The following is a 13,189-nucleotide window of genomic DNA, read 5'->3' on the forward strand; positions in this document are numbered from 1 at the left end:
CTCGTGACATCCTCGGACGAACCGCCCACGCCGACGTCTCGCTGTGGGCCTTCCTCGTCTCCTGTGCGGAGGGACACCTTGCTCATCAGCCACGCCGTACGTCACGACGCCCTGCACGTGACGCTCCATCGTGACCTGGACGTCACCAACCGTGCCGCGGCCGCCCTCCAGATCCAGGCCCTCGTCCAGGAGCACCGGCCCGTCCGGGTGGTCATCGCGGTCCCGGCCGCCGACCCCAGCCCCGCCACGCTGAGCGCCCTGGCCCGCGCCCACCGCATGTGCGCCGGCCTCGGCGTCCCCCTCACGCTCAGCGGCGCGAGCGACCGCACCCGCCGCCTGCTGGACGCCAACAGCGCCTGAAGCGGGGGCGCGAGCGCCGCGCCGCGCTCACGTCCGCTCCCGCTACGGCGCCGATGTCGATGCCGACGCCGCCTCCGCCTCCCGCAGCAGTGCCGCCCCGTACCGCGCGCCCTCGGCCGAGAGCGGGACGTACGCCGGCATCAGCGTGAGCGGCAGCCGCATCACCTGCGGGAACATGGTGTGCACCTCACGGAACTGCGCCACCAGCGGCTGCCACTCCGGGACCGCCTGGCCGTGCGGAGGGGTCAGGCTCTGACCGAGCCGCGCCAGCCGGGTCATCAGCGGCGCGTCCACGTCGAGGTGCTCCGCCGAGGGCAGCCGCCCGATCGACGCGAGCAGCGCCCGCGCCACCTTGGCCGACTCGCCGTGCTGAAGCATCGTCGGGCGCCCCGTCACGGCGCGCGCGAAGTCCTCGACCGACGCCACCTGCCCGAAGGACAGATGGCGTGCGAACGGCACCGACCTGAGCCTGCGCCAGTCGCCCGCCTGCACGTGCCGCTCCGGGCGGGTCAGCCACTCGGAGACGAGCGCCTCGGTGTGCAGCGAGCTCACCGCCCGCTCGCCGACCCGGGCCAGGAGGAAGGTCACCCAGCCGCGCGGCAGCCCCGAGGCCTGCTGGGGGAGGAGCGCGCCGATCCGGCACACCGCGAGCACCGGCGCCAGGTCGACCGGCTCGTCCTCCTGGAGCACCACGGTCCGCCCGAGCGGCGAGCGGAGCCAGTCGCCGACCGCGGCCGCGGCCACCCGGCGCGCCTCCACCGGGTGCTCGCCCGAGGGCTGCTCCAGCGCCCCGAGCGCCCACAGCACCTTCTGCTTCGCGGAGCTCCCCGCCGGCGGTTCGGCACCCTCCAGACCGGCCTGGTAGGCGGCGCGGTACGTGGCGAACTCCCCCGGAACCAGGTCGGCGACGTGCTCCGCGGCCGCGGCGAACGTGGGCAGCGACAGCTTGCCGAGGCCGCGGCACAGCCAGTCCGGCAGGTCCACGACCGTGCGCCGCGTGCCCGGCTCCACGAACTGGACGGTCCCGCGCCCGGCCACCTCGTCGAGGCGCGCCACCTCCGCCATGACCTGCTCGCCCGGCTCGGGCGCGCCCCGGCCCGGCGTGTACAGCGCCAGGACGCCCAGGGAGCCGACGGACACATGCAGCGCCCTCCTTCCCGGGGCCGCCGCCGCGCCCACGACGGTCACGCGCGCCAGCTGACCCGCCGCCAGGTTCTCGTACTCGCGGGCGATCAGCGGATGGTGGACGAGGCTGACCACACAGCGGCCGCGGCGCAGGACGGTGAGCCGGCGCGAGGCCCGCAGGTGCGTCGCGAGCAGCTCGCCGGGCACCCCGGCGGCCCAGGCCGCGTCCCGGGCCGGCAGCCAGCACAGGGCCTGGCTCCGCTCGTCCCGGCACAGCACTCCGAGACAGGTGCCGTCCGGCGCGTTCACCGCGAGAAGCGCGCGGACCACCGTCTCGCCCTGCTCGCTCCGGTCCGTCGCCAGACCGCTGGTGAGCGTCTGCGCGTCGTTGTCCCAGTGCAGCCGGAGCAGGCGGCGGTCCCCGACGAGGGCCGTCGCCGTCGCCGCCACGGCCTCCGCCGGCAGGCCGGGCAGCAGCTCGTTCACATGCGCGCGTACGAGCGCCGCTCCGGTCCGCATCACCAGGTGTCCGCCGCCCAGTTCGGCGACCGGCCGGGCCAGGACCGTGCCGTCGGGCCAGATCCCGCCCCGCTGCCGGCGCCGGGACACGGTGACCACCGGCGCGGACCCGTCCGCCGCCTCCGTCACCGTCTCGACGCTCACCGGGAGGGCGCCGAGCGCGCTCAGCACCGCACTGCCGGCCCCGGCGCTCGCCGCCAGGTCGCGGCGCAGCCACTCCGTGCGCAGCCAGCACTCCTTGGAGAGCGGGGCGAGCTCGACGAGGGCCCCCGGCAGGCCGGCGATCCGCAGCCCGCCGCCCGGGGCCGGGGCGAGGAGCACGACGTCCCCGGGAGCCACGGGGCTACCGGCGGCCGCCGTCAGCTCGTTGCCGTCGCTCAGCCAGACGGCACCGCCGGCGGGGTGACGGGCGATCAGCTCCCGCTCCGCCGGGTACGGCAGTGTGGCCTCGCCCTCGCCCAGGTAGAGCGCGCCGCCCTCCTCGTCGGCGTGGGCCACCGGCAGGAGCACCCGTGAGGACGGGGCGACCTGCGGACGCCGGTCCTTGAACGCCAGGGAGCCGCGCAGGCCGGGCCGCCAGTCCTCCAGGACGAGGTGCCCGCACTCGTTCACCCCGCCCTCGACGTGCCCGTACAGCAGGTCGCCCGGGGCGAACCGGGACCAGTCGAGGCCGGCGAGCGAGTGGCCGTCGGTGAACCGGACCAGCTCGCCGCGCACCTCCGCGACCCGGCCCGGCGTGAGCTCCAGCCAGACACTGCCCGCGTGGGCCCGCGCCACCGCCCAGTGCGTGCGCCGGCCGCCGGGCAGGTCTTGGAAGGTCTCCTCAAGGAGCTCGGTGGCGGGAAAGCCGAACTGGCGCAGGGCGGACGGTTCATGACGCAGCGTCCACCGGCCCCGGCGCGCCGAGAAGAACACCGGCTCGTCGGTGGAGTGGGCGACAGCGGCCAGGTCGACGCGGTCCGGCTCGCCGCCGTCCTCGGGCCAGGTGCGCGTACGGGAGTCGTGATAGCGCCAGCCCCAGTTCTCGCACGCCGCCGCGAGCTGCCGCGCGGGCGCGTCCAGGAAGGACAACTGAGCCCAGGGCACGACCCGCCCGACGACCGCGCCCGCGCGTCCGGGAGCACCGGCGGTAGCGTCCGCGTGCCCGGGAGCGTCGCCGACCGTCTCGCCGTGCGCGGAGTCACCGACGGCGGAGTCACCGCGCGCGGCGTCTCCGCCCGCCGGGGCGCCGGGCGCCGCCGCGTCCTCCGCCACACGGCCCGAGGCCGCCACGTCCTCCGCCGCGCCGCCGGAGGCAGGACCCACCGTCGCCGCGCTGCCGGGCGCCGTCACTCCCTCCGCTGCAGCGCCGGAGGCCCGGCCTCCCTCCGCCGCGCCGCCGGAACCCGCGCTCCCCTTCGTCGATGCGCCGACGGGCACCACCCGTACCCCGGACGCGGCGTCCGCCGGGTCGAACGCGAGGGTGCCGGCGCGCAGGTCCTTCGCCGTGACCAACATGGGCCGCATCGAACCGTTCGGCCGGACCTCACGGATCACGCCCGCGATCTTGGGGTGCGGCGTGCGGAGCAGCCCGGCGCCGGACTTCGGCTCCGCCGTCGCGTTGAGACCCGGCAGACCCGCCACGGTGAACCGGCCCTGGTAGTCCGCCTTCCGGATGTCCTCGGCCCTCTTCAGACCGTCCTTGGGGAACACGACCACGGGCCGGGGCCTGTGGTCGAGGTACGTGATGTCGGCCGGGATCGCCTGGTGGACCCGTACCTCGTCCGCGCCCCCGGCCCCGTCCAGGGCGAGCCGGACCACCGAGCCGGGGGCGATCCCCTCCACCCCCGTCATCCCGGCGATGTCGAAGACGACACCGGGGCGGAGCTCGATGCGGAGCGCGTCCTCGTCGACGACGCCGAACGCGCCCTCCGGCCGCAGCCGGAGATAGCTCCGCAGGGTCTCGATGCCGCGCGCGGGCGGCGACTTCGTGATGCCGTGCCACTGGTTGGTGTGACCGCCGCCGTGGTGGTTCCCGAGCCGGACCAGCATGCGCGCCCGTCCCTGGTAGGCGCCGAGGCCCTCCGTCTTGGCGGCGCGCCGCAGGCAGCTCTCCCGGTGCGAGAAGTCCCGCCGGGGCACCACCACGGCCAGCGGCTCGCCCTCCTGGCGCAGTTCGCGCGGCAGCGCGAACCGCAGCAGATGGTCGTTGACGGTCTCCAGGATGGTGCCCGCCTCCAGGTAGAGCTGGTCGTCCCTGCGCAGCCCCGCGTCCCCGTCGCGCGTCGAGGGGGACGGCACGACCGTCGCGAAGCGCAGCGCCCGGCGGCGGCGCACCACCGTCTCCGGGACGAGCCGTCCGAGCAGCAGCCGCCGCTCGGTGCCCGCGTCGAGGGCGGCGAGCAGGGCCTCGGCGTCACGTGCCTCGAGTACGGCGCTCACCGGACGCGCCTCGGTGTGGTCGTCCTCCCGGGTCCGGCCGAGGTCGCGGCTGCGGGTGACGGCACGGTTCACGGTCACCCGCCGGCGGTCCCGGTCGACGGTGACGTCGAGCAGGTGCACGACGTTCGCCCGTGTCGCCTCCCGGTGGATCTGGCGCTCGACGCCCTTGGCGATGTCCGCCAGGTCGACCGAGACGGTGATCCCGCCCGGCACGGCCTCGTCCGCGGTGAACGCCATGGCGTCGATCTGGTCGCCGTGGAACAGCGCCAGGCCGTCCGGGTCCAGTGGCTCGCCGCCGACGAGCAGCGCCTCGACGGGGATGTCGACGAACCATCCGAACCCGAACTCGAAGCGCCCGGCGACGGCCCCCGAGGCGCTCTCCTCGACGCCCACGTACTGGGGTCGTCCCTTGGTGTGCCGCCGGTCGCGGAAGTCGCAGAGGCGCCCGTCCGCCGTCGCGTACGGCGCGATCTCCGCCATGAAGTCGGCGACGGACAGCGGCGGGGCGCCGAGGAACGACGCCCGGTAGCCGGACCCGTGCTCGACGGGCACCGCGCGGACCCGGTCGGGGGAGTAGTTCCGGCCGGCCACCCAGGCGCGCGGCTCGTCGACGAGCGCCAGCCAGGGCCGGTGGACGCCGTCGTCGTCCGGCGCCGAACAGCCGGGCAGCAGCATCCGCTCCTCCCCGCCGAGCTGCCCGGTGAGCGTCAGCCCGGGCTCCCGGATGAGCCGCAGCCACTCGGCCACCGGGTCGTGGACCTGCCGGGCCGGGGCGGCGGAGGCACGGCGCGTCGACCCGACGGGCGACAGCTCGAACTCGCGGCGGGCCCGGACGAAGCGGGTGCCCTCCGGCCGTCCGAGCTCGCGGGCGAGATCCTCGCCCAGGTCCGACACGTCCACCAGGGTCTGTTCGAGGTGGGCGGGCCGGAACTCGCTCCCGAGCTCGATCCCGGCCGCGTACCCCACCAGATGGCCGCTCTCCCGCTGCACCACGACCAGGATCGAGTCGCCGTTCCGCTTGTTGCTGCCGCGCCGCGCGTTGACCCGGCCGCCCGCCTCGGGCTCGCCGGACGCCGGCTCGGCGGCCAGCCGGGGACCGCGCGGGTCCTGGAACACGTCGAGCGGGCCACCGTCCTCGCCACGGCCCTGCCCGATCCGCTTCCAGCCGTTCCCGGCCCGCGGGGCCCACTCCCACAGGGCCTCCAGGTGCAGCATCCGGCGCCTCACCTCGAACACCCAGCCCTCGGGGCCGCGGACGCCGGTGATGTGGTCACCGGTCTGCGGGGCCTCGACGTCCAGGCAGGCCACCGGAAGCACCGACACCGCCACGTACGAACCCAGGTCGAACCAGACGCGGACCAGGCCGACCTGGCCCGCCTCCTTGATCTGCGCCACGACGATGCCGGTGAGCCCGGCGCGGTCGAGGAGCGCCGGATCGCACGCCGGGACGCGGTGGTCCACCAGCCGCTCGGCGGGCAGCGGAGCCGGTGCCGGCCGCCGCTGCGTCTCCTTCGGCGCCACCACGTAGTCGTTGAGGACGACCGCCCAGCGCGGCGAGGCCGGGGTCAGCCCGAAGAACTCACCGGTGAGGGTGAGTGACTCCGTGGCGATCAGACCGCGCAGGCCGTCGCGGGTGAACGCCGTGTTGAAGGCACCGGAGGCGTTGCGCGTGGTGCGCGCCAGTTCCACCACCTCCCGGGTGGGCATGCAGGCGTACCGGGCGTACTGCTCGGGGCTCGGCTTCTCCTCCTGGATGCCGTCCTCCCGGAACGCCTGGACCGTCACCTCGGCCTGCCGGGCCCCCGCGTCGCCCCAGGACTCCACGCCGCACAGGACCGAACGCACCCCCTGCGGGGCCGGTCCGGCGAAGGTGGCCCTGACCGTACGGGGGAAGCCCTCGACCGCGGGGACGTCGATCTGCCACTCGGGGCGCCCGGCCGGGTCGGTCCTGAGGAAGGCCTCCTCGTGCGCCTGCCGGTCCCGGACGCGCCCCTCGTCCTCGCCGTGCTCCTCGTCCTCGCCCGGCTCCCGGGCCCCGCCCGCGTGGTCGAAGACGCCCAGCCAGCGGACGTTGCTCCGGTCGAAGGGGTCCCGCTCCGCCAGGGCGAGCCGGCTGTCCCCGGGCCGGAACTCGGCCCGTACGACGAGCCCGGCCGGGGCCGCGAGGCACGCCTCGTCGAGCCGCTGCCAGTCCTCGGGGTGCCAGGCGGCGGGCCCCAGCACGTAACAGTTCCCGGGCGTGGTGACGAACCGCCAGGCCGCCCCGAACCCGGACCGCTCGGTCGCCGGCCCGGACAGCACGAGGCGTACGGGAGTGGGCTCGGAAAGGGAGGATCCGGCGGCGTCGGTTCCCGTGGCGCCCGGCCCCGTCAGTCCGGCAGTCGTGTCGGCTCCCGTGACGCGGTGATCCGTCGGTCCGGCAGTCGCGCCGGCTCCCGCGGCGCCGGGCGTCCCCGTCGTCCCCGCGGCGACCGCCAGCTCCGGCAGGCCCGCGTCCAGCGGCACCCACTGCGCGAGCCGTTCGTGCCAGCGCGCCAGGGTGTTCACGGGCGCGGCGGACGCCTCGTCCCGGAACGCGCGCGCGAGGTCGGGGTCCCAGCGGCGGCGGGCCGCCACGCCCTGCTCGGTGAAGGCCCGGGGGTACGCGTCGGTGGGGACGCCCGGCACCTTGAGCCGCAGCCAGGGGAAGCGGTCGGAGCGGCGGAGCTGCGCGTCGCGCACGTCGCCGTCCTGCGGCGGCAGCGGCGCGAGCGGGATGACGGTCGGGCGCTCCTTCTCGTCGCCGTCGGGCGCGGTGAACCGGACGGCGACCGTCTCCCCGACGCGCCGCCGGCGCAGCTCGTGCGGTTCGACGGCACAGGCCACGGGCCGGTCGAGCCCGCAGTTGACCCAGAGGTACTGCCGCTCGCGGGGGCGGGGCACGGAGCAGACGATCCCGAGCGCGTGCGAGCCGGACTCGGGGTACGGCACGGGCAACGCCGCCCCGGGTTCCGGGCGGAACAGGTCGCGCACGTAGGGGCGGGTGGAGTGGAACTCGCCGACGCCGCTGTTCTCGTTGCGCGCGTACACGACGGCTTCGCCGGAGCGCCGGTCCTGCGTGACGGCCACGACGAACCGGGGGTCGGCGGCCACCCGGCCGGCGGGTTCGCGCACGGCGGGCCGGTCGAGCGGGCGCTGGGTCCGCATCCACAGCGCGTCCATGACCCGGACCAGGGGGGTGCCCTGGCCCTGGAGCTGCTCGGCGGCCGTCGCCCGCAGGAACCGGACGAGCGCCGCCTCCGTGCCGCGCCCGGAGACCCGGCCCAGGTAGGTGCCCCAGGGGCTGTCGTGCGCCACGACGGGAGGCTTGCCGCCCCAGCGGTGGTACAGCGCCCGCAGCAGCCGGACCCGCAGCCGGTTCGCCATCTCCGGCGGCAGCGCGCGCGTCGTCAGCTCCTCGAACAGGCGCTCGTAGAAGAACTGCGCGCCGCCGCTCAGGTCGACGATCACGTCCACCACGTGTTCGAGGACGGTGCGCAGCCGCTCCTGGGAGCCCGCGCCCTCGACCTGCGCGCGGAACATGTCGAACATCCGGGCGCGCACGTAGCGCGGCAGATGGGTGGGCGTGTTGAGGGAGGTGACGAGACCGGTCCAGTCCGTCACCCACTCCCCGTACGAGCCCTGGTCGCCGAGCTCGGGCCGGCCGAGGAGCGCCCCGAGCCGCAGGGTGCGCACGGTCACCGGGACGATGGCGTACGTGTCGCCCGCCTTGAGCAGCTTGGAGACGCCATCGGCCATCTCGTGCCACTCCTCGACGGAGAAGGAGTCACGGCCGGGGTCGCCGGGGCCGCTCAGCGTCAGGATCCCCGGCGTGAGCTTCGGTCCGGTCGAGGCACCGGGGGAGCGGGGGCCGTCCGGGGTCCAGTCCCAGCGCAGGGCCTCGTGCCGGGAGTGCGCGTGCAGGTCCCGGTGCAGCTGTGCCGCGCGCACCGACGCGTAGGAGTACGGGTGGGACTCCGCCGCGCGGACGAGCGCGATCAGGGAGTCGGCCGGCGGGGTGTCGCCGGAGAACCAGCGGCCGCCCGCCTCCGTCCTGTGCGGGCCCGCGCCTCGCGACAGGGACTCCTGCACCCAGAACAGGGCGACGGAACGCGCTCCCCCGGCGGAGAGCGCGGAGTGCGGGGTGCCCCCTGGCAGCGCGGACACGACCCGGACGATCTCCGCCGGATGGACGGCCGCGCGCGCCCCCTTGCCGATCCAGTCGGCGGCGCCGCCGGCGTGCAGGAGGAGGGCGGTCAGGGGCCCGGCGTACAGGACCGCCTTGCGCGGCTCGCCGTGGACGGCTTCCATGAGGGCGGCGAAGGAGCGGTAGAGGGTGTCCCGTACGTGGACGATCAGAAGGAGGAGATGGTCGCGCTCGCCGGTCCCCTCGTCCGAGCGCCCCTCCCCGTCGCCGGAGCCGTCGCAGCCGCTGTCGACGAAACCGTCGCCGTCGACATGGCCGGGGCTGTCGATGTCGCCGTGGCCGTGGCCGTGGCTGTCGCCTTCGGCGTGGGTCAGCAGGTGCGCGGCGAGGAGGGCGGCGGCGAGCAGGCGGACCAGCTGCTCCGGCTGGTCGTTCCGCAGGTGCGGTGTCGGTGCCGGAGCAGCACCGGCCGCCGGCTTCCCGGCCCTGGCCTGGTGGGGGAGCGTGTGGTGGTGGATCCAGGGGGACCACAGCCAGGCCGCCACCCGCGGATCGGTCTCCTCCACGGGACCGTCGACGAGAGTCGTCCGGGGGTACTGGCCCACGGGATGACGCAGGGTCAGGAGCCGGTGGGCGTGTATGACGACGTGACCGTACGTCGTGTGCGGCAGCGTGACGGGGAGGCGGCCGGGGGTGCCGGGGCGCCACTCCGGATCGGCGGCGCGCCACCGGGGATCGGGTCCGCGCCAGTAGCGCGCGAGCCGCCGGGTGGTCTCCCCGGGGTCGTACGCGGCGGCCAGGGACCACAGGGCCGACTCCCACAGCACCGACGGCATGGCCGAGGAGGCGAGGTTGCCGACGCCGCCGAGATGTCCGTATGCCGCCCGGCGCGCGTCGCTCTCCGCCCCGGCCGGCAGGACGCCCGTGCGCCGCCACTCCTCCAGCCAGGCGAGCAGCGTCTCACCGGCCAGGGCCTCCCGTTCCAGGGCGTCCAGGGTCGCCGACGCGTCCGGGGCGTGGCCGGTCTCCGCCGGAGCGCTCTCGCGGAGGAGCGGGAAGGAGACCCGGGCCGCCGTGGCCAGCAGGTCGGGTTCCATGTCGAAGGCGCCGCGCGAGGCCACCGCGAGAGCTGTCCGGATCCTGTCGGTCGTGTCGCGACGCAGTACGGCGCTCGTCTCGGCCGCCTGGAGCAGCGCGAGCCGTCCGTACCGGCCGTTCAACGCGTCCTCCACCAGCGACGGGTGATCGTCCATCAGCTCACCGGCGGCCCGGGGGTCGCGGGCGGCGAGGAACCGCGCGACGACCAGCGTCGCGGTCGGAGCCAGCTGCTCCACCAGATCGTGGTACGGCGGGGTCGACGGGTCCGCGGCGGCCGTGCCCTCACCGATGTCCCGAAGGAGGTCCTCCAGGGCCGCAAGGGCCTTCGCGGTGTCCGGACCGCCGGCCGCGCGCAGCGCCGCGCCGAGCCGGGCTCGCAGCTCCTCCGGCGCGACGGAGGCGATGTCCCGGTGGAAGGCGGCCGCCCGCGCGTTCACCTCGGTCGCGCCCGTGAACCGGCGCTGCGCCGTGAGGACATGCGGCAGCGCGTACAGCATGGTCGCCGTCCCCGCCCGCGCGAGGGACTCGATCGACGAGGAGACGAGCTCCTCCGACCGGGCGGTGCCGGGCTCCTCGGCGAGCGCGGTGAGATGGTCCAGCTGGATCGCGGCCGTCTGCGGGGGAAGGCCCAAAGAGGCGAAGAAGTACCAGTGTTCGAGCATGGGCGTCCCTTTGCCTGCGGTGCCGGGCTCAGCCCGCCCGGACACCGGCGCCGACCGACGAGAACGAGTGGTCCAGCATACGGACGAGAGGCGGCGAAGCGACAGATTCCTGCCAACGGCACGTGCGACGGGAATCTGTCAGCCGTCGTACCCCTCGGGTCGCAGCGGTGGCAGCAACGCCTCCCGGAACTCGAACAGTTGATCCTCCAGGGCGAGGTCGAACCGGTCGGCCCCGGGTGCGATCCCGAGCGCCCGGCGCTGCCCCTCGTCGAAGCCGTACAGCCACTCGGCGATCTCCTGGGTCAGCGGCCGGCGCGCGAGCAGCGCCCAGCTGCCCGGCCACTGACCGCCGGGGTCCAGCACGGGCAGCCGTACGGCCGCGAGCGCCCCCGCCCGGTCCAGGGCCACCGCGACCCCGGGCGACTCCAGATCGGACCCGTCGACGGGGGAGAGGCCGTGATCGAGGAGTTCCACGGCATCGGCGACGGCCTCGGACGCCTCGGCCAGCCAGTCATCGAAGCCCTCCGTGCCCCGCAGTCCGCTCCGCACCAGGCCCAGCACCACCGCGTCCACGAACGGGGTCGGCCGGTCGAGCGGAGAGAAGTGCGACGGTACGGGGACGGCGCCGCCCGCTGCCCTCAACCACCGGTCCAGGTCCTCGTCACGCTCGGCGGCGAGCCGCAGCGACACCGCCCGCCCCGGCCCGGTACGCCCGGCCGCGTGGGCCTCCAGGAGGGAGGCGTACAGCGTGGGCCACCACAGCCGGACGGCGGCGAGCACCTGCCGCTCCTCGGACGGAATGCCCCACGCCGCACAGGAGTTCAGCTCCTCGACGACCGTCCGCGCATCGACCTCGGGCGCAGGACCCGGCCGCCCCGGGTCGACGACCGCGCGCGCCAGGCCGAGGAGTTCGCGCGCGCCCCGCCGCTCGACGGCGGTGGACGCGTCCGACGGAAGCGATGGGCCCCTCCGGCGGGGCCCCGCCCCCTGGCCCTCCGGCGTCCGTGCCCGCATCAGGTACTCGCCGCTCCCCAGCGTCCCCGCCAGGCGGGCGGCCGTCTCCAGGACCTCGGCCGGGTGCTCCCCGTGCACCTGGACGACGACCGCGCGCAGGTCCCAGCCGAAACCGTGCAGCCGGTCGAGCTCTCCGGGGAACCCCGCCCCCGGCTCCTCCCCGGCCGGCCAGCGGAGCACGAGCCCGACACCCCGGCGGTCCTCGCCGGAGGGCTTGGCGTACGCGGGGGACACGACGCGGCGCAGGGCGGCCTCCGTCGCCGGGAGCCGGCTGCCCGCCACGTCGCAGACGTACCAGCGGCGGCGCCCCTCGTGGGGCAGCCCCCGGGCGGCGCGGGCCCGCAGCAGCACCCGCTCCGCGTCGGTCAGCACCGTGACCAGGTCGTCGGCCCCGGGATCGGCCAGGACGTCGCGTACCGGCCGCTCGGCGAGACACCACCGGACGTCCAGCTGTACGCGGTGCCGTTCGTCCGGCGGCGCGAGCGCCGGGTCGGCCGGGTCGGGTGCCACGGGCAACCGGTGGGCGACGGGCGCGAGGCGCGCGGACCGGAGTGCCGGCAGGAGTTCACCGACCGTCAGGTCCGCGCTGTCGTGCCGGGCGTACAGGACGGGGACGGCGACAGCGCCCTCCAGGGCGACGGCCCCCTCCCGCAGGGCGAGGTCGACGGTGAGCCCGCGCACGAGCGCGCCGAAGAACCGCCCCGCGAAGCCCGCGGCCTGACCGTGACTCACCTGGCCCTGGACGGCGACCACATGAGGCACACCGGACCGGACCAGCTTCTCGGCGGCGGACACCTCCTGCCCGTACCGCTCCGCCGCGTCGTCCGAGGAATCCGTCCAGGAGCCCGCCGAGTCGCAGGCCATGAGCACCGCGAGCCCGACACCGCCGTCCCGCAGCCACTCCGACAGCACGTCCACGTCGAGCCAGGTGGCCTCCGTGCCCTCGCCGTCCACGGCGAGACCGTCCACGGCGAGACCGCCCACGACGAGACCGCCTTCGACGAGACCGCCTTCGACGAGACCGCCCACGACGAGACCGCCCGCCAGGTGATGCCCGCCGAAGTAGAACACCTGCGCGCCCCCGAGCAGGGTCCGCCGGATGCCCTCCGCCGTGGCGGGGGAGTCCACCATCTGCGCGGCCAGGCGCGAATCGCGCACCGCGCTCTCGACCCGCCGTCGATCGGCGTCCCGGAGCGACCCGGGCTCGGGCTTCCGGACGGTCTCCCGGCCCGCCGGTGTGCTGATCTCGCCATGGACGGAGGTGGCATCGGCGACCGCCACGATCCCTGAGGCCGCCGAAGGGGCCGGTGCGGCGGGGCGCAGCGGCACGACGTCCCGGACCAGGGCGAACCAGGGGTGCTGCCCCAGCTCGTTCCCCCCGTCCGGCGGCAGCGCCAGGGAACCGGCCCACTCCCTCCAGGCCTCCGCGCCGGCGTGCGCCGAGGGCACGCGCACCGACTCCCAGCGCAGGGCCCCGAGGTCGTACGGCCCCGCCTCCTCTGCACCCGGCAGGAGGAGCCGCAGCCGCACGTACCGCCCGGGTCCCAGGAGCGCGGCCCGCGCGGCGACGTGTTCGCGTACGGGCTTCGGGAAGAGCAGCTTCGCCAGCAACTCCGCCTTCTCCGGCGGGGTCCTGACACCCGGGAGCACGAGCACACCGGGACCCACGGACCGTGCCCGGGGCGCCTCGTGGCCCGGCAGACCGTTGACGAGCACGACCGTGGTGACGCGCCGGTCCAGCCACGACAGCCGGATGGTGATGTCCGGGTCTCGCTCCACCAGTTGCTCCCCCCGTCCGTCCGGGCTCCAGAATGACACCACCGGC

3 protein-coding genes are annotated in these 13,189 nt (G+C 75.8%); 1 reads left to right on the plus strand and 2 read right to left on the minus strand.

The features are described 5' to 3' along the window. Positions 1 to 78: 78 nt before the first annotated feature. Complete coding sequence (locus ACN9M0_RS32400) at positions 79 to 360, plus strand: hypothetical protein (protein WP_366040352.1); 282 nt, start codon at positions 79 to 81, stop codon at positions 358 to 360. A gap of 42 nt (positions 361 to 402) precedes the next feature. On the opposite strand, the gene ACN9M0_RS32405 is transcribed toward ACN9M0_RS32400, so the two are convergent. After that, positions 403 to 10,350 carry a hypothetical protein gene (locus ACN9M0_RS32405; protein WP_426404678.1) on the minus strand — a complete coding sequence of 3,316 codons (9,948 nt, stop codon included), beginning with the start codon at positions 10,348 to 10,350 and terminating at the stop codon, positions 403 to 405. Between the two features lie 138 nt (positions 10,351 to 10,488). Continuing rightward, positions 10,489 to 13,143: a CHAT domain-containing protein gene (locus ACN9M0_RS32410; protein ID WP_426404679.1), complete on the minus strand. Its 2,655-nt coding sequence runs from the start codon at positions 13,141 to 13,143 to the stop codon at positions 10,489 to 10,491. Positions 13,144 to 13,189: the final 46 nt, after the last annotated feature.

The organism is Streptomyces sp. R-07 (assembly GCF_049913175.1).
Lineage (GTDB): Bacteria > Actinomycetota > Actinomycetes > Streptomycetales > Streptomycetaceae > Streptomyces.

Bases quoted from the DNA above. Each gene is read 5' to 3' on its own strand.
- ACN9M0_RS32405 (WP_426404678.1), bottom strand. From the start codon at position 10,350: ATGCTCGAACACTGGTACTTCTTCGCCTCTTTGGGCCTTCCCCCGCAG.